This window comes from Acinetobacter sp. 778_lipA, assembly GCF_058242985.1.
The window spans coordinates 993,348-1,011,528 of the sequence record NZ_JBZAYT010000001.1 but is presented as its reverse complement, the minus strand read 5'-3'; the positions used below and the strand labels follow the sequence as shown (position 1 = coordinate 1,011,528).

Here is an 18,181-nt window from a genome sequence, read left to right as displayed (position 1 = left end):
CCAAAAATCTATAGAATAAACTCAATAAGTTCTTGAGAGTATACACCCGTGGATGAAAAACAAATCCGTATTGATTTAGCAGCATGTTTTCGGTTATTTGCCAAAATGGGGATGCATGAAGCTGTAGCCAACCATTTTAGTGCAGCAGTTTCAGAAGATGGTAGAAAATTTTTACTTAATCCCAAATGGAAACATTTTTCCAGAATTAAAGCCAGTGATCTGATTTTAGTAGATGCAGACGATGTTAGTAGTTTTAATCGTGGTGAAATTGATCCAACAGCATGGGCAATCCATGGTCAAATCCATCGTCTAAGACCCGATGTACGTGTAGTGTTACATTTACATCCTATATTTTCAACAGCGATTTCCTGCTTAAACTACCCAGAAATTATTCCCATTGATCAAAATACGGCACGTTATTTTAATCGGGTTTCTTATGATTCCCAATATGGGGGCATGGCTGATTCTAAAGCTGAAGGACAACGTCTTGCCAATATTTTACAAGATAAGAAACGCTTAATGATGGGGAATCATGGCATATTAATTGGATCACATTCTATCGGCGTGGCTTTTGATGATATGTATACCATTGAACGTGCATGTCAGATCCTCACTACAGCCTATTCAACAGGCCAAACATTAAAAATTCTAGATGACGATGTTGCCGAAAAAACAGCGCAAGATTGGGAAAAAATCGAAAATTTTAGTGAGGCACATTTTACCGAAATGAAATGTTTATTGGCTGAGGAAGATCCTAGCTTTATGGATTAAGATTTTGTATCTGTCGTCCTAAAAAAGCCTGATACTTATTTCAAGCAAACGCCAGATAAATTTTATCTGGCGTTTTATATTATCAATGCAATCACTAGCAATTATAATTTTCTATCAATACCACCACCACTTATGTCATATTCTAAATAGCTTTGGACACAGAAAATATGAATGATAATTTTAGAATGAGAACCACATAAAAAAGCAGAGTAAATAAAATTACCCTGCATCTTTAGCAAAAAATCTATTTAATTTTAAATGCTTAATTCTTTTGAATAAAGTTTTGTAGACGATTATTTTCAGATTTCAATAGATTATCCGGACTATCATTGGCAACAACATAACCATTTTCCATAAAGATCACCCGATCAGAAACTTTAAAAGCAAAGTTCATCTCATGGGTAACGATGATCATGGTCAACCCTTCCTTGGCCAATTCTTCAATCACTTTAAGTACTTCACTCACCAATTCCGGATCCAGTGCTGAAGTGGGTTCATCAAACAAAATCACTGATGGATGCATTGCCAATGCACGAGCAATCGCAACACGTTGCTGTTGTCCACCCGACAGTTGGTGAGGATATTTTTTGGCATGTTGCTTCATCCCCACTTTTTTCAGCATGGCCAACGCTGTGACCTTATTGGCCATCGGCGTATCCAATTGATGGTATTGCGGTGCCAACAATACATTTTCCAGAATGGTTTTATGGGGAAACAGGTTAAAACTCTGAAAGACCATCCCGACATGAATAATTTGTGATTTATATTGTACGGATTCATCAGTGATACTTTGATCTTTTAAAAATGGATGACCCAGTAGATTAACGGTACCGTGATTGAGTTTTTCCAGACCATTTAAGGTGCGGATAAATGTCGTTTTTCCTGATCCAGATGGCCCAATAATGGAAATGACTTCTCCCCATTTCACATTCAAATTAATCCCTTTCAACACCTCATGATCGCCATAGGATTTATGAATATCAATGGCTTCAAGTGCATATTGACCATGTTGTTCCGAAATAATTTCCTTACGTTTTGAAATGGAGGCATTGGAAATATCTGCCAGAAGAGGATCGTTATCCTGAAGTAACCCGGGCGTTTTACGACTTACATCCATACGTTTTTCCAGCCAGTTCATCAACCACCCAAAGACAGTAACTATCAGCACATAGTAAAATGCCACTGCCAGCATGGTTTCCATGACCAAAAAGTTTTGTGTATACAGACGTTGACCGACCAATAAAATCTCAGTCAGGGAGATCACTGAAACCAGTGATGTGAGTTTTACAATAGTGACATATTCATTGCCTAAAGTTGGTAACGCAATCCGTAAAGCTTGTGGAATAACAATCAGACGTTGAATGCCTGTATATTTAAGACCGAGCGCTTTACCCGCCTCTATTTGGCCCTTGGCAATGGAATTTAAACCGCCCCGGTGAATTTCGGCAATATAGGCCGCCTCACTTAATGCCAGGGCCAGCAAACCGGAAATAAAAGGTGAAGCCAATAAAACACTACTCGATGGATAAATTTGTGGCAGATTATAGATAAATACCAATAAGACCAATAACGGTAAACTTCTAAAAAACCAAATATAAAGACTGCTACCTTTAGATAGAATCTTAAAATTTGATTGCTTTGCCAATGCCAGCACAAAACCAAATACAATCCCTAAAACCCATACCAGAACACTGAGTTCAATGACTGTAAGTGTGGCCTTCCAAAAATCATGATTGGTTAATAAACTGAATGCGTAAGCCCAATTGAACTCCATTGAAACCTCCAAAATCTGTAAAATTTTTACTTATTATTTTTATAGCGGATTTGCTTTTAATAAGTAATTTCTAAATCGTGATGTAGCCATGTGGAAAATATGAATCTAAAAAATATGAACAAAAAAATGGTTCAGGTTGGGATGATAATGGCCTAAAACACTTTTATTGCAGGCTTTGCAGCAGTTTATGCAAAAATACATCGCATTGTATTAACTGATTAATTTCTACAAACTCATCAGGTTTATGTGCCACTGTAATTGAACCGGGACCACACACAAGGACTGGACAATGTAATTGATTGGCAAATAAGCCACCTTCTGTACCAAAGGAAATTTTACCTGTCTGGGTATTTTCTGGCAGTAAGCTTTGCATAAATTTAACGGCTTGAACGGTTGGTGAGGTTAATAAGCCGGGATATTGATTGACTTCTTCAATATGAACAAATTTTTTAAACCTATCCAGGGCTGGATGTTGTTGAATTTTTTCCAGAATTTGATCACTGCTGTTCTGTGCAATATTCCTGATTTCATAATCGACAATACATTCATTGGGAACAATATTTAAGGCTTTACCACCTTCAATTTTGCCAATATGAAGTGTGGAATATGGCACATCATAATCACTATCCTGTTCACCGGCTTGGGCAATGTGTTGCTGGGTATCAACAATTGAATTGATCAATGCATTGGCCACATGAATAGCATTGGTAAATTGTGGTGCAAGCGCAGAATGTCCTTCCTGTCCTGTGCACATGGCTTTAAATACTGCTTTACCTTTATGTCCCGTTGCAATTTGCATTAAGGTAGGCTCGCCAATGACACAACAAATGGGTGGAATCATATATTCTGACAAATGCTGTAAAATCTCTCGTACACCAATACAGCCAATTTCTTCATCATAGGACAGGCATAGATGTAACGGTTTACTCAGAATTTGCGTGCTGGCATGTAACATCACATTTAAAGCACAGGCGATAAACCCTTTCATATCAGCGCAACCACGTCCATAAATTTTACCGTCTTTTTCCAGCGCAACAAATGGATCACTATGCCAGTCCTGCCCCTCGACAGGCACCACATCGGTATGCCCCGATAGTAAAATGCCTGATACATCTTTAGGACCAATACTGGCAAATAAGCAGGCTTTGCTCTTTTCCGGATTGAATTGCAGTCTTACCTCAATATCATGATCTTCCAGCAATTGTTTTACAAAATAAACAAGTTCCAGATTACTTTTGTATGAAGTGGTGTCAAAAGCAATCAGTTGTTTAAGTAGCATTGTACTTTGAAGATCAGACATTATTCGTCTTCCTTAGTACGAATATGTGGGTCATAAAAATGTGGTGCCCCCATACCCGGAATATATTGATCAGAAATAAAGGCTCGACAACGACTAATAAATGCCTGAGCAACCGTATTGAGAACGACATTTTTTGCAGTGACCAAACCGATATGCATTGGACGCTGTTCGCCTGAAATTCTCACACGTACTAGTCGTTTACCATCTAAGGAATAATTAATTTTTGGTCGAACATTTAAAATGCTATAGCCAATATTATTGGCAACCATGGCGCGAACCACTTCCGAATTTTTGGAGGTTTTAATGATTTGTGGATTCAAATTTCTATTTTTGAATAATGAAATAAAATAATCATTACTGTAAGGCATATCCAGTAAAATCATTGGATAAGCTGCCAACTCTTCCATCGTCACTGCGGGTGCATGTGCCAAAGGATGCTCTTCACTAAATAATGCATAGGGCGGTAACGATGCCAATGATTCAAAATTGAGTAAATTTTCATCAATATTAAGATCATATGTTAAAACCACGTCCAGCACATTCCGCAATAAACCATTGATCAAAATTTCCTGATCACCCTCACAGACATTCAGATCAACACTTTTATATAAATTACTAAATCCATGAATAATTTCTGCATACAACATCGGTGCAAATGCAGTAAAACAGCCCAGTTTTAATGGACCACGGATCGAACCAGAGAAATTAGCTGCCAATGAATATAGGCTGCCAGCCTGTGATAAAATTTGCTGGCATTCTTTCATCACTTGTTCGCCAATATTGGTCAGAATCAATCCCTTGGCATGTTGCCGAATAAATAATTGAACCTGAAGTTCTGATTCAATATGTGCAATTGCAGCAGAAATTGAGGGTGAAGATACATGAATTTTTTCTGAGGCAATAATAATGCTGCCACTTTCTGCGGTGGCAACAAAATATTCCATCTGGCGTAGCGAAATACGATTTAACACGTTTGATTATTCCATTGAGTTACTGCAAATTATGGATCACCTGGAACGCCGTAACTTGGTGAGGAGGAGGGATTCAGGGCACGTAACACATAATCCTCAACTTGTGGTTGATAAATTTTCCATATGTTGTAGAGCTCTCCGATTGGATCAGATTCAGACCAATCGACACGTAAATCTACAATAGGCCACTGAACTTTGTCCACGACCAGTATACCAGCTGAATGAACACTGCCCGCCTCTCCACCTGCGGTAAGACCTGCCTGCATGGCGAGTAATAACCGTTCGGCTAAACATCCCTGACTTTGCTCAAATGCTTCACACATGGTTTGTGGAACATCTGGATTTGCCAGTAAATTACCTGCGCAGGCAACATCCTGACCTGTATGGGCCTGATAAATACCCAGTGTTTTTTCGCCACTATAAGCAGCAACCTGACCTTGCATATTGAGTACAAGTAATTGACGATATTCAATAAAATCTGTATTGGATACCAGTTCCTGAATCGCATCATTCGGGGAGACATCATACTTGATTAAATCAAGCAGAATATTCGCCAAATGCGGATCCGTAATATTTTGACTGGCTGCCACGCCTACACCAGCTTTGGCACGAATACAGCGTGAGGCAACAGCGGGTGAGGAAGAACTCACGGCAGCGCCCAATTGTCCCGTGGTTTTACAACGAGCCACAATGGAAAATGTCATACACCTCTCCTGAGGATTAGTCTGGAATCACAGCAGTCGCATCAATTTCAACCAGCCATTCCGGACGTGCCAGTGCAGAAACCACAATCCCTGTAGAAACAGGGAAAACCCCTTTAAGCCACTTTCCAACGACACGGTAAACGTCTTCACGGTAACGCGGATCAATAATATAAATGGTAATTTTGCAAATATCCTGTAATTCACCACCCGCTTCTTTAAGAAGCATATCAATATTATACATCGCTTGTTCTGCCTGACCTTTGGCATCACCAATACAGACATTTTCGGAAGTATCAAGATTTTGCCCGATTTGCCCACGTAGAAAAACGGTAGAGCCACGCGCCACAACCGCCTGACACAAGTCATTATCAAGATTTTGTTCTGGGTAAGTTTCTTTGGTATTAAAGGTACGAATACGAGTATGTTTCATGTTGCGATCCTGTGTTTTATTACACTTTCTAGTATGCGTATCCCACTTCTCAACTCAATTTCTATTTTCCTTGCTTCTAATTCAGATAATCCGTACTAAAAACTCAATTTAATAAAAGGTGTTTACATTCCGAGCGATTCGTTTTTTTTGATTCACTCCTTTTGGATATGCGATTTTCATTTTTTTAAACAACTTTCTAAGATCAAAACAACATATTTATGGCCTGCTCTGTTAAAGAGAATATATTTTGCAATGCAAGCCCGAAGCTTATAGATCAATCAAGAATTTAGGATTAATCATGAATTTACCAGAACAAATAGATACAGTGGTGATCGGTGGTGGTCAGGCAGGCGTAGCCATGAGTGAACATCTTGGCACATTAGGCATTGAACATGTGGTCCTAGAGAAAGCCAGAATTGCGGAAGCATGGCGTAGCAGACGCTGGGATTCACTGGTCGCAAATGGACCATGCTGGCATGATCGTTTTCCGAGCATGGAGTTTTCCGCAACACCGGAAAGTTTTGTACATCATGATCAGGTTGCAGATTATTTTGAAGCTTATGCAAAAAAAATTAATGCGCCGATTTATACCAATGTAGAAGTTCTGAAAGTCAGCAATAAAGAACAATCTTTGACTTATCAAATCGAAACGTCACAAGGAAAAATTGAGGCACAGCGTGTCGTCATTGCCACCGGGCCTTTTCAAAAAGCAATGATTCCGGCAATTGCACCCAAAGATGAAAAATTGTACCAGATTCATTCAGATCAATATAAAAATCCTGAGCAGCTACCACAAGGCAATGTATTGGTAATTGGTGCAGGATCTTCGGGGGTGCAGATTGCTGATGAATTAAATCGTTCTGGTAAACAAGTATTTTTATCTGTTGGCAAACATGAACGTCCACCTCGTCGTTATCGCTCTAGGGATAATGTTTGGTGGCTAGGGGTACTTGGTGGATGGGAAGCGGAAAAACCGGATAATGGTCCTCTCAAAGGCTTTGCTGTCAGCGGTGCCCAGGGAGGACACACTGTAGATTTTAAAAAGCTTGCACAACAAGGCATTACCTTACTTGGCATGACAAAAATATTTAATGATGGAAAAGTCAGTTTTCAGGCGGACTTAGCAGACAATATTCATCAGGGAGAAGAAAATTATTTAAAGCTTTTGGATGAGGCAGATGCATTTATTGCCAATAGCGGATTGGATTTGCCTGAAGATCCCGAAGCACGAATTTTACTTGATGATCCTGAATGTGTAAAAAATCTAATTCTAGAACTTAATCTGGCACAGCAAAATATCACCAGTATTATTTGGGCATCAGGCTTTGGTTATGATTATGACTGGCTTGAACTAGATATCTTTGATGACAATAAAAAACCAAAACATAAGCAAGGTATTACCAATCAAGCGGGTATTTACTTTCTAGGTTTACCTTATCTGACTGGTCGGGGTTCCAGTTTTATCTGGGGAGTCTGGCATGATGCGAAACGCATTGCAGACCACATCAATATCAAACGCAAATATATGGACTATACGCCTTAATCATTAAAAATTAAGCATAAAGTCATTTTTAGAGGAAATTTTAATATGCAATATCGTTTAGTAAAAACATTATCCATCACAATGTTTGCTTTGGGTGGATTCAATGCAGCACAAGCCGATGCATTAACCATCGGAGATGAAACAACAGCCAAAGGTGCATTAACCTTATCAGGTTTCTTACGTGTAAAATATCAGGATAAAAGTTGGTCAGATAATGATCACAAACTAACCTTTGACGCCGCAAAAATTAATCTTGATTATCAATCGCCTAAATTATTTGGGCATGTTGAATATCGTTGCTATCAATTTGATAAATTGTGTGATTTCTCCTCATTAGTCGATGGCTATCTTGGATATAAAATTAACCAAAATGATAATATTACTCTAGGTTTGCAAACTGTGCCATTTGGCCCTGGACGCTTTTGGGAAAGCAACTGGTATGGTGGCATCGTAACGCAATTTGGTCTTGAAGATGTACACAACTTTGGGGTGAAATATCATTTCCAACCATTTAAAGCGACCGATGTTGATCTGGCTTATTTTGCCAAAGATGGAGGTAAATATGGATCAAGTTCCGATGCCAGTCGTTACACAGCCAATTATGTTGAATCTTTAGATGAAAAAAATATGTGGATTGCACGTATTTCCAGAGACTTAAAACTATCTGAAGATGATAAATTAACCGCAAAATTGGGAGGCGCTTATTGGTATTCTGATATCGATAATGATGTTACGCAGTCAACTGGTAACCGCAAAGCATGGACCTTATTTTCTACCATTTCTTATGAAAATCTGGCATTCACTTTAACTGGTGGTAAAAACAAAGTGGATAATAAAGATCCTATTAATGCAAATATATCAACCGTAGGTTCATTTAAAGACAATTACGATATTGCTAATAATGGGACTTTTTATACTGCCGATATCAGTTATGCTTTTAAAAATGTAGGAAAGATTGGTACGATTACACCTTATGCCATGTACAGTACCTACAAAAAAGATGCAGAAGGATTTAAAGATTCAAGTCGTAGTATTTTGGGTGTTTCTGTAGACCATGAACAATTCACATTTGTGGCAGAATATATCATCGGCAAAAATGACTTTAACATTGGTGGCACAACAGAATCTTATGCTATTGGTGATGATAGTGGCACAAATAAATTGCTTAACTTACAAGCAATTTATAATTTTTAATGGCACGCACACTAATATATAACTCATTGAAATAACGCTATTTTAAAGAAATTACAATATTCTACTGAGTCATACAAATCCTTAAATCAACAATTCATTTGGTAGAATGTACAAATGAATTGTTTTGATCTTACTGTTATTTATGCCGAAAATTAGAATCCTGGTATACCGTGCTGAGATTTCACCTTCACCATGAAAAATGAGAAAAATTATGGCGATTTTAAGAGTTACCTGTGTCGAAAAAAATATATTAATGGATAAAAAATTCCATTTTGACTTTCCATGTATATACAAGGAATATCATCAACTATCTCAACAGGAATTTTATCAAAAAGTATATGATCAGGATGTACTGGTTGTAAATGATCTAGTTGTGGATGAAATAGTCCTAGACCATAATCCCACACTCAAACTGGTCGCCTTATGTTCTACAGGATTTGATCATATCAACATTCCATTATTACGCCAACATGGTGTAAAAGTGGCAAATATCCGAGGTTATGCTGGAGATGCTGTAGCTGAACATGCATTCATGTTGATGATTAATTTGTTTAAAAATATGAATTCACAACTTAACTCAGTTCTAACGGGAAAATGGAGTCATAGCCCAACCTCCTACTGCTTATCTGCTTCCATAAGAGAGCTTAACAACAAAAATTTAGTGATCTTGGGAAAAGGGGAAATCGGTTTATCTTTAGCTAAAAAAGCAAAAGCTTTTGGCATGCATGTATATTTTAGCGAACGAAAAAATGCCCTTACTTGTCGCCAAGGATATATTCCGTTCAATCAAGCCATCAAAATTGCTGATGTATTGTCGTTACATTGTGAATTAAATAATCATACTAAAGGCATGATTGATCTAGAGGTTATCCAACAAATGAAATCATCCAGCATATTAATCAATGCAGGGCGTGGAGGGTTAATTGATGAATATAGTTTGGTGCACGCGCTTAAAAATAATTATATTGCAGGTTTTGGCGCTGATGTATTATCAGCAGAACCACCTCCAACAGATCATATCCTGCTTAATTTTCAGCATCCCAATGTCATGATTACACCGCATATTGGTTGGGCAACAGATGAAGCTCAAGGCAGATTATTTGATATTTTACAAAAAAATATTAATTCAAATATTCATGGTATTGCTAAAAATTTAATCAACTAAATGACTTGAGAAGGATCATTATCAAAAGAATAACTATTATTTGAATTTAAATTATAAAAATATAGAAAGCCCCAAGTAATTCACTTGAGGCTTTTAAAAATTTGGAGTAAAAAAGATTTAAAAATTAATGTTTACCTAAGTTATCTAAATTTAGGAGACAACTTGGGTATGAGGTAAGCCTATTTCTGTAAATTTATTTAAGACTGCCACATATGCTTGAATCTTGTTGACTTGACTGAATGAGCCTGTAAATAAAACTGTGTAAATGTCCAAATCTTAGTACCCTGTAATAGGGATAGATGGAGACATCCACAATGGATCACAGTCAATTGATTGAACTGGCAAAAGAATTTACCAAAAACCTAAAAACAGATTCTGACCTGAATGAATTCAGTAAAGCTCTAAAGAAACTTACCGTTGAAACAGCCCTAAATGCAGAGCTCACTGAGCATTTAGGGCATGAGCGTCACCAGCCTAGTGCCAAAGGCAATGCACGTAATGGCTACAGTAAGAAGCAACTACTAACGGGTGATGGTGAGTTTGAGCTGAATACCCCACGTGATCGTGATGGTACATTTGAACCACAATTAGTGAAGAAACACCAAACCAGAATCACCAGCATGGATAGCCAAATCCTATCGCTGTATGCCAAAGGCATGACCACCCGTGAAATCGTCAGTACATTCAAAGAACTATACGATGCAGATGTATCTCCTAGTTTGATTTCCAAGGTAACAAATGCGGTTAAAGAGCAAGTGATTGAGTGGCAGAATCGCCCACTCGATAACATTTACCCCATCGTGTACCTTGATTGCATTGTGGTGAAGGTCAGACAGGACAACAGCGTTATTAACAAAGCTGTCTTTCTAGCATTGGGTGTTAACCTTGAGGGTCACAAAGAACTGCTGGGTATGTGGATCGCCGAGAATGAAGGTGCCAAATTCTGGCTGTCCGTTCTAACAGAACTAAAGAATCGTGGTGTACAAGACATTCTGATTGCCTGTGTAGATGGTTTGAAAGGCTTTCCTGATGCGATTACTACCGTCTACCCACAAACACGCATTCAACTATGTATTATCCACATGGTACGCAACAGTTTGAAATATGTGAGTTGGAAGGACTATAAAGCCGTCACCAGTGACTTGAAGCGTATTTATCAAGCTGTTACTGAAGAGTCTGCCTTGCAGGCATTAGAAGTCTTTGCGAGCACATGGGATGATAAATACCCGCAGATTAGCAAATCTTGGTACGGGCACTGGCAGAACCTAAATACCTTGTTCGCTTATCCAGCAGATATTCGTAAAGTGAACCGTACCGGGTTTGTCGGAGACTTTTTTATTTAAGTTAGGCCACCTGACCTAACGGGTTAATCTTATCATAGTACATTGCTTCAAACTCAAAAGGCGATACATAACCCAGTGCACTGTGTACACGCTTTTTATTGAACCAATCTACCCAGTTTAGTGTCGCAAGTTGTACATCTGCTAAACCTTGCCAATCTGCTTTTAAATATTCGGTGGTGTTTCAAAAAGTATGCTGGCATTAAACGAATCCATTATTGATATAAAAGAATACTAAATCAAAGGCTTTGAAATGATTTTCAAGCTTTTTGGAGAAGTTGCAGCTTCTCCTAAAGCCTCGCCTGATTCGATGCCGTAATCGACAATTATTGCCTTCTATACCCACAGTGAAAAATTTACCAATCAACTGTTTGCATTCTTTAAAGGTCGTAACAAAGCTATCCCAATGGTCACTTGATATACATGTATAGCTTACACCTAACTGCTTCAATTTTAATTTAAGTCGTTTTGCAGTGGCTAAATCTCGGTTACCCCATACATAAGCAACAATTTCACCTGTTTCTCGATGATAGGCATAAATTAGCCATTGTTTATTTTGCTTATGACCAACAAAAGTCCAAAACTCATCTACTTCAAGGGTTTCATAATGACTTTGCTGTGCTCGAAGTTGATATTTTGATTGGCTAAGTGTCCGTAGAACTTTACCGATACTTACTCTTTCAATTTCTGCTATATCCCTGACACCACTGCCTCGCACCATGAGGTGTAATATTTTGGTTTTGATACCTGAGTGACAGCCTTGATAACTGAGAGCATGATCACCAATAAATTGACGTCTGCATATTTTACATTGGTAATTTTGCTTACCATCTACTTTTGTGCCATTTTTCTTTATACTGTCACTTAGGCAGGCTGGACACTTGATTTCTAGAGTTATTCGCATTTCTCTATTTTATCAAAATCCAACCTGCTTTTTTTCAGCATACTTTTTGAAACACCACCAAATATTCAATCACCTCTGTTTTGTATAAGCCATTCACCGTTTCAGCCAGTGCATTATCGTATGAATCACCAGTCGTACCGACTGATGCTCGTAAATTTGCAGCTTCTAAACGATTGGTATAGCGAATAGAAAGATATTGAACACCTCTATCGGAATGATGAATCACATTCTTTGGCATGCCTCGATCGTGCAATGCTTGCTCAAGTGCATCGAGTACCATATCTGTATTCATCCGTGTAGATACTTTCCATCCAACAATTGCTCGTGAGAACACATCAATGATAAAGGCGGTATAGACCCAGCCTGAATTTGTTTGAATATAGGTAAAGTCAGCAACCCACAAGTGATTAGGCCGATCAGCTCTAAAATTCCGTTTCACCAAGTCAGGTGCTCGTTTTTGGTCATCTCGGCTACGGGTGGTTTGTTTGTTCTTACCTCGCCAAACACCTTGTATACCTAGATTTTTCATTAATCGAGCAACAGTACAGCGTGCAATAATATAGCCTTCACGTTTCAGTTTTTGCCAGACTTTACGTACACCATACCGACCTGAACTTTCCTTCCAAATTCGTTTAATCTCCTCAGCATGATGCAAGTCATGTAAATCTCGCTTTGCTCGATGTTCCCTTGCGAAGCAATGCTTCTCATCGCAGAGATCTAGAGTCCGGTAATAGGTTGAGGGTGCGATAGGTAAAATTCTACAAATCGCCTCGACTCCGTACAGCTCTTTATTATGATGGATAAAATCCACCATTATTTGTGTGGGCGGTCGAGCTCCGCCTGGGCGAAAAAAGCAGCTGCTTTACGTAGAATTTCGTTAGCACGTTGCAGTTCTTTATTTTCACGTTCGAGTTGTTTAATACGTTCTTGATCTGAAAGCTGCTGTACTTTAACTGGATTTTGTTTATCCAGATATTTTTGATGCCAAACACGTAATGTTTCAGGAGTACAACCAATCTTGGGTGCAATAGCTGTGATTGCAGCCCAATTCGATGGATAATCTTTTTCGGATTCAATCAATAATTGAACCGCTCTATCTCTGATTTCAGGGGTATATTTAGGTTTTTTCATCGGAACATTCTCTCAGGAAAGTTAGTCTCCGACAAACCCGGTACGGTTCACAGGTAATCACTCATGACAAATGAAACTTTAAGCTTTAAACAAGGTTATGACATTCTAAAACGTAATGCAGATTTACTGGAATCTCAGGAAGAGCCTGATATTGATAATTTGATGAAGGTCGTCGAAGAGTCGATGGATGCTTTTAAATCTTGTAAATCAAGAGTTGATGCTGTGCAACAAGCGTTGAATAAAACCTTTAAAGAGTAACAATGGTTGTTGATAATTTCTATCATACTGCTGAATTAAATAACTTCAACGCTTACAATTACATATAAACCATTAATTATTTTAATAATTTTTCTTTAGGACATTATGGAAATCCATCCAAGTTTACTCAGCTACATTTTTGCAGGCTCAGCCAAATGGTATCTAAGCTATGAATACCCTGAACTCACAATTAAGCTTGATGACAACACGACAAAAATGACTCCTGAGCAGGTCTTAGACATTCATATCCAAAAGGGTTGGATATGGTCATCTTTGACACTTAAAACGCTTGATCAGATTTTTTTGTTCAAAGGCATATTCAATTCACAAGCCGAAGAATTTCGAACTCAAATTCAAAGTGATACAGAATTCCTAAAAAATAAAAGAAATGCAGAACAAATTAAAGCCGTTCTGCAACCATTTATCATTGAATACCAAGACTTTATTCATCAAGATCGTTACCTATCTCATCGTTTTTCAAATTTATTCAGGTCAGACTTAATTGCACGCTCAAAACCTGATGTTGACCGATTTGACAGTTTAATCAAACGTGATCGTTCATTTTGCTTTGAATCACAACAACAGGTAGCCTTTGAACAGCTTCAAAAATTGATTGAATTACCGATCCAAGCAAACTATGCCATCGATACTAAAAACTCTCGTTTTATTGACAGTGAATTAGTTAAATATAAAGATTTTTTTGATCAGGTTGAAGCTACCCCACTCACGCATGAACAACGGGTTTCTTCGATCATTTTTGAAGACCGTAACTTGTTGGTCGCTGCGGCAGGTTCAGGTAAAACTTCTACCATCGTTGGGAAAGTGGGTTATGCATTATTAACAGGTCTTTATCAACCTGAAGAAATTTTAGTATTGGCTTTTAATAGGAATGCAGGAGAAGAACTGAATGAGCGGATCAATTTAAGGCTTAGCAATATTCTTACTCAGTTTAATGGCAAAATTGAAGCACTGAATTTTCATAAATTAGGTGTAAGGATCATTGGCAAAGCCACTGGTAAAAGCCCTACAGTTTCAGCACATGCAGAAAATATAAAACGCCTCTTAGATAGAATTATTCAACAGTTAAATGAAACTGACTCAGACTTTCAGGAAAAGTATCTTTTATTTAAAACAGCTTATTTAAAAGCTCCACTCTCGCCTTTTGCATTCAAAACTCAAAGTGAATGGGATAAGGCACAAAAACAATCATTTGATAGATTCAAGGATGGCTTTGAAACTTACCAAGGTGAAATCGTAAAATCCCATGGCGAAAAAGCTATCGCCAACTGGTTATATAGCCAAGGTATTCCCTATCAATACGAATGCAATTATGAACATGACACTGCGGATGAAAGTCACCGCCAGTACAAACCTGATTTTTATTTTCCTGAAATCAACCTTTATTTAGAACATTATGCTGTGGATCAGCATGGTAAACCTCCAGCTCATTTTGGGCAAAAATACCTAAATGAAATGAAATGGAAAGCTGAAATTCACAAGCAGTATAAGACTGATTTAATCAGCACCACTTTTCACGAGTTTATTACAGGTTCAATTTTTCATAAACTAGAGAAAGAACTTAAATTACGTGGACAAGCATTTACCCCACGTAGCTTAACTGAGATCAATATAAAAGCCGAATCTATTTACGAACAAAGTGCAAATGACCTCTACAGTAGTTTTTTAAGCCATTATAAATCTAATCAAGCCAATACAACTCAGCTTTTAGCAAACTCGTCATTAACGCTTAGACAAAGTCTATTTTTAGAGTTGTTTGCCAAAGTTTATGCAAAATACGATGCTATTTTAAAATCCAGCCAAGAGCATGATTTTGATGATTTGCTGATTGAATCAGCCAAACTGATCAACGAAAATAAATATAAGAGTCCATTTAAACTCATTATAGTGGATGAGTTTCAGGATACATCTCAAGCTAGAGCACGCCTTATCCAGTCTTTACTCAACCAAGTACCTGAAGCAAAACTGTTTTGTGTTGGTGATGACTGGCAAGCAATCTATCGCTTTGCAGGTTCAGATATCAGTATTTTTACTCAGTTTCAAAAAGTCTTTGGTTATACCAAACAAACTCAACTTACCCAAACATTCCGTTCCAATCAAGGTATTGCCAATATTGCTAGTGGTTTTATCCAAAAAAATAAAGCACAACTTCAAAAGGTGGTTAATGCTGTTGATCAATCGACCACTAAAGTCGTCGAAATTAGCTTTTCAACAAATAAAAAAGATATTGATCAATATTTACTTAAAACCATTATGGAAATCAATAATACAAATTCAGGTCAAGCTAAAAAGAAATCTATTTATATATTAGCACGATACAATCGCCATGAACCCCAAATCAGCAGTATTCGACCTTTTTTAACCCATTGTACAGTCCAGTTTAAAACCATTCACTCATCGAAAGGCTTACAAGCGGACTATGTTATTTTGGTTGGCTTGAATAAAGGTGGAAACTCTTTCCCTGCTGACAAGGAAGATGATCCTCTATTGAATATGGTACTTCCCCAACCTGAAGCACATGCTTTTGCTGAAGAACGTCGCTTGTTTTATGTGGCTCTGACTCGTGCAAAAGAAAAGGTTTATCTCATTGGAGAGCGAGGCTCTATTTTCCTTGATGAGATTATTAAAGACCAAAATTTCAAAGAATTGATTTACATACCTCAAGACGAGCATAAACCTGCAAATAGTGAAATACCACCTGAGTGGTTATGTCCGAAATGTAATCAAGGACGTATCTGGAAGAAAACAGGACCTTATGGTGAATTTATGGCATGTAATCGCTATCCGAATTGTAACTATAAGCGGACTTTAAAACGCCATTAAATTTCTATTAATTTTTTTAACAATTTGCATGTAGCCATACTCTAGCGCAAGCTCTTCATAATCACCTAAGTAATTATCAAAATTAATCTCTGGTAAATATATGTCTACAATTTGAAAGTGATCATGCCAAGAGTGGTATTCAGCAATAATTATATGAGGTGCATCCTTGAACTGTCCTGAAGTTAAGTCAACTTTTATACCGAGTATATCAAGCCATAGATGGAGTTGAGATGATTTCTTTCAACATTGTCCCTTAATCATTAAAACATCAGTAATTTGGTATGCCCTTTCCTAAATTAAAAATCGGGCTAACAACATAGAGGTAAATTCACAGCAATTGTCTGGAAATAAAGACAATATTTTAAAATGAAAATCAGCTTTATTAATTTTAGAAAATGCTTTTAAAAAATCTTGAACATCTTTCTCAATTTTTACTTTTGGCTTGTTAGCGACCATTCTTATACTCAAAATATTTAATTACAATGAATTAATTGAGATTTAAGTCATATAGGGATACTTTCTAAATTATCAATTATTTTCTAGATCCACAATGTCTGATAGTTTTTCACCTAAATATATTCGTAATTTGAAAGCTCGTTCACCATCGGGTCACTTGATTAGCATTACTATTTTTTCTGAATATCGACCTGAAGAAGTTGAGAAAAAAACAAAAGCAATTTGGGCAATAAATAAGTTACGCTTGAATGAAGATAATGAGGTCATAAATTTTTTAGATGGTCGTACAACTTTTTTTCATCCCAAAACAAATGAAGAATATACGGTTATCTATGATTAAAATTTAATAACCTCATTCATAATACCTAACTAATTCACCGCCCTGACACTCCCCTGCAAGCCTTGCTGAATATCTTGTGCAAATCCCTCCCCCTGATTAAATTTAGCCATACTTTTCGATCTAGCCTGCTCCTGCTCAGCTTGTACATTTTCAGGTGATATTTGTTCAGCATCTGAATTCTCATCGCTGTAAAACTCCTCCACCATATCCATACCCTCCTCACCATTCACCTCAAACTGTGCATTGGCAAAGCCCTGCCTCGCCATCTGATCTAAAGCACTTTGATTAAAACCACTCTGCTTACTTTGCTGATCAATCTCTTGCGCCATTTGGATCGCTTGCTGAAGATTGACACCATCACGTAGGGTTAAATCCACGTAATAAACAGGGGTACGATAGCTTTGTGTGGTGGACTTTCCTCTCAATGTCAATTGCAGTGGTAGGCAAGATAGTAAACCATTCGATGCTGCATGGTAATAACTCAGTCGTGCTGCCAAGGTGCGGATACTATTAAAACCCGTCGTTCTAAAAATAAAGGTTCCTAGTTCATCCGACTCATCTAAATTGACATGCAACCGCCCATAAGGTTTACAGTTACCTCCTTGTGCCAATGGACATAAATCGGGTGATGGACAGGGATGTTGTTCAATGCCTTGGTTGGTACGTCTTTGACACATTTCACCATTCCCAACACATACAGGCCTGCCCGTCTGACGATCAAATAAAGTGTATTCAGCTCTAAGGTTAAGTTCAGGGTCATTGAAGATCATCCGCACAGGAATAGTTCTCAATTTTTGATTGGGTGCTTTGGCTCGAAGTTGTTCATCGAGTGGATGTTTAATCCAGCCATCCTTATTTTGGATTTGACTGGTAATGGTAAATTGATCATCCTTTTCAGGTAATCGTTTGCCATTTTTTTCAACAACCTTGCCAATGCTAATACGACCTAATATCGGGGGTGTAATCGCTAAACCTTTGATCATAGTGTTTTCCTCATCCGTTATTTTTTACTAATGTTCGGTTGATATGTAGAAATCATTTATTTCTTCGCAATTCAGT

General features: G+C 37.7%; 14 protein-coding genes, 4 pseudogenes and 1 other annotated feature. Of the genes and pseudogenes, 8 read left to right on the top strand and 10 right to left on the bottom strand.

Going from position 1 to position 18,181, the window contains the following annotated elements:
• Positions 1–48 precede the first annotated feature (48 nt).
• Positions 49–771, top strand: coding sequence for a class II aldolase and adducin N-terminal domain-containing protein (locus AC4CUY_RS04730; protein ID WP_490773732.1), 723 nt, complete (start codon positions 49–51; stop codon positions 769–771).
• A 262-nt stretch (positions 772–1,033) separates the two neighbouring features.
• On the opposite strand, the gene AC4CUY_RS04725 is transcribed toward AC4CUY_RS04730, so the two are convergent.
• The 6 genes and pseudogenes from AC4CUY_RS04725 to AC4CUY_RS04700 all read right to left on the bottom strand — a co-directional run bounded on the left by AC4CUY_RS04725 (position 1,034) and on the right by AC4CUY_RS04700 (position 5,950).
• Entirely contained in the window at positions 1,034–1,756 is a 723-nt protein-coding gene (locus AC4CUY_RS04725; protein WP_473187087.1) for an amino acid ABC transporter ATP-binding protein, read from the bottom strand.
• Between the two features lie 138 nt (positions 1,757–1,894).
• Positions 1,895–2,545: pseudogene (locus AC4CUY_RS04720) on the bottom strand (amino acid ABC transporter permease); the annotation flags it as partial.
• Positions 2,546–2,708: 163 nt separating this feature from the next.
• Positions 2,709–3,845, bottom strand: a complete 1,137-nt coding sequence (gene argE, locus AC4CUY_RS04715; RefSeq protein ID WP_490773731.1) for an acetylornithine deacetylase — start codon at positions 3,843–3,845, stop codon at positions 2,709–2,711.
• On the bottom strand, positions 3,845–4,816 hold the full coding sequence (locus AC4CUY_RS04710) for a LysR family transcriptional regulator (RefSeq protein WP_262549743.1): 972 nt from the start codon (positions 4,814–4,816) through the stop codon (positions 3,845–3,847). The genes argE and AC4CUY_RS04710 overlap by 1 nt, the downstream gene beginning before the upstream one ends.
• Positions 4,817–4,845: 29 nt before the next feature.
• Positions 4,846–5,520 carry a DUF1028 domain-containing protein gene (locus tag AC4CUY_RS04705; protein ID WP_262549744.1) on the bottom strand — a complete coding sequence of 225 codons (675 nt, stop codon included), beginning with the start codon at positions 5,518–5,520 and terminating at the stop codon, positions 4,846–4,848.
• A 16-nt stretch (positions 5,521–5,536) separates the two neighbouring features.
• Positions 5,537–5,950 (bottom strand): RidA family protein, encoded by a 414-nt coding sequence (locus AC4CUY_RS04700; protein ID WP_262549747.1) that lies wholly within the window; start codon positions 5,948–5,950, stop codon positions 5,537–5,539.
• A 298-nt stretch (positions 5,951–6,248) separates the two neighbouring features.
• Here AC4CUY_RS04700 and AC4CUY_RS04695 point away from each other — a divergent pair, with 298 nt between their 5' ends.
• From AC4CUY_RS04695 to AC4CUY_RS04680, 4 genes and pseudogenes are all read left to right on the top strand, one after another.
• Positions 6,249–7,493, top strand: coding sequence for a flavin-containing monooxygenase (locus AC4CUY_RS04695; RefSeq protein ID WP_490773730.1), 1,245 nt, complete (start codon positions 6,249–6,251; stop codon positions 7,491–7,493).
• 45 nt (positions 7,494–7,538) lie between these two features.
• Entirely contained in the window at positions 7,539–8,687 is a 1,149-nt protein-coding gene (locus AC4CUY_RS04690; protein WP_490773729.1) for a hypothetical protein, read from the top strand.
• A gap of 211 nt (positions 8,688–8,898) precedes the next feature.
• Positions 8,899–9,852, top strand: coding sequence for an NAD(P)-dependent oxidoreductase (locus AC4CUY_RS04685; RefSeq protein ID WP_058062361.1), 954 nt, complete (start codon positions 8,899–8,901; stop codon positions 9,850–9,852).
• A gap of 314 nt (positions 9,853–10,166) precedes the next feature.
• A pseudogene (locus tag AC4CUY_RS04680) lies at positions 10,167–11,159 on the top strand (IS256-like element ISAbe10 family transposase); the annotation flags it as partial.
• A gap of 37 nt (positions 11,160–11,196) precedes the next feature.
• Here the strand turns inward: AC4CUY_RS04680 and AC4CUY_RS04675 are convergent.
• From AC4CUY_RS04675 to AC4CUY_RS04665, 3 genes and pseudogenes are all read right to left on the bottom strand, one after another.
• Positions 11,197–11,367, bottom strand: a pseudogene (locus AC4CUY_RS04675) (integrase core domain-containing protein); the annotation flags it as partial.
• A gap of 27 nt (positions 11,368–11,394) precedes the next feature.
• On the bottom strand, positions 11,395–12,096 hold the full coding sequence (locus AC4CUY_RS04670; protein WP_004282341.1) for an IS1 family transposase: 702 nt from the start codon (positions 12,094–12,096) through the stop codon (positions 11,395–11,397).
• A 58-nt stretch (positions 12,097–12,154) separates the two neighbouring features.
• Positions 12,155–13,227: pseudogene (locus AC4CUY_RS04665) on the bottom strand (IS3 family transposase); the annotation flags it as partial.
• Positions 12,836–12,952: a sequence feature (AL1L pseudoknot), on the bottom strand. It overlaps the preceding pseudogene by 117 nt.
• Before the next feature lie 63 nt (positions 13,228–13,290).
• Between AC4CUY_RS04665 and xseB the strand changes: the two are divergent.
• From xseB to AC4CUY_RS04650, 3 genes are all read left to right on the top strand, one after another.
• A complete protein-coding gene (gene xseB / locus AC4CUY_RS04660) occupies positions 13,291–13,485 on the top strand; it encodes an exodeoxyribonuclease VII small subunit (RefSeq protein ID WP_419329051.1) in 195 nt (64 codons plus the stop codon).
• Positions 13,486–13,590: 105 nt separating this feature from the next.
• Positions 13,591–16,326 (top strand): UvrD-helicase domain-containing protein, encoded by a 2,736-nt coding sequence (locus AC4CUY_RS04655; protein WP_419329050.1) that lies wholly within the window; start codon positions 13,591–13,593, stop codon positions 16,324–16,326.
• 550 nt (positions 16,327–16,876) lie between these two features.
• Positions 16,877–17,122 (top strand): hypothetical protein, encoded by a 246-nt coding sequence (locus AC4CUY_RS04650; RefSeq protein ID WP_419329049.1) that lies wholly within the window; start codon positions 16,877–16,879, stop codon positions 17,120–17,122.
• Between the two features lie 29 nt (positions 17,123–17,151).
• Here the strand turns inward: AC4CUY_RS04650 and AC4CUY_RS04645 are convergent, their stop codons facing one another.
• The gene (locus AC4CUY_RS04645) at positions 17,152–18,105 is read right to left on the bottom strand and encodes a recombination directionality factor (protein ID WP_419329048.1); all 954 of its coding nucleotides are present in this window, start codon (positions 18,103–18,105) and stop codon (positions 17,152–17,154) included.
• Positions 18,106–18,181 lie beyond the last annotated feature (76 nt).

Bases quoted from the DNA above. Each gene is read 5' to 3' on its own strand.
- argE (WP_490773731.1), bottom strand. From the start codon at position 3,845: ATGTCTGATCTTCAAAGTACAATGCTACTTAAACAACTGATTGCTTTT.
- AC4CUY_RS04705 (WP_262549744.1), bottom strand. From the start codon at position 5,520: ATGACATTTTCCATTGTGGCTCGTTGTAAAACCACGGGACAATTGGGC.
- AC4CUY_RS04700 (WP_262549747.1), bottom strand. From the start codon at position 5,950: ATGAAACATACTCGTATTCGTACCTTTAATACCAAAGAAACTTACCCA.
- AC4CUY_RS04695 (WP_490773730.1), top strand. From the start codon at position 6,249: ATGAATTTACCAGAACAAATAGATACAGTGGTGATCGGTGGTGGTCAG.
- AC4CUY_RS04690 (WP_490773729.1), top strand. From the start codon at position 7,539: ATGCAATATCGTTTAGTAAAAACATTATCCATCACAATGTTTGCTTTG.
- AC4CUY_RS04685 (WP_058062361.1), top strand. From the start codon at position 8,899: ATGGCGATTTTAAGAGTTACCTGTGTCGAAAAAAATATATTAATGGAT.
- AC4CUY_RS04670 (WP_004282341.1), bottom strand. From the start codon at position 12,096: ATGCGAATAACTCTAGAAATCAAGTGTCCAGCCTGCCTAAGTGACAGT.
- xseB (WP_419329051.1), top strand. From the start codon at position 13,291: ATGACAAATGAAACTTTAAGCTTTAAACAAGGTTATGACATTCTAAAA.
- AC4CUY_RS04655 (WP_419329050.1), top strand. From the start codon at position 13,591: ATGGAAATCCATCCAAGTTTACTCAGCTACATTTTTGCAGGCTCAGCC.
- AC4CUY_RS04650 (WP_419329049.1), top strand. From the start codon at position 16,877: ATGTCTGATAGTTTTTCACCTAAATATATTCGTAATTTGAAAGCTCGT.
- AC4CUY_RS04645 (WP_419329048.1), bottom strand. From the start codon at position 18,105: ATGATCAAAGGTTTAGCGATTACACCCCCGATATTAGGTCGTATTAGC.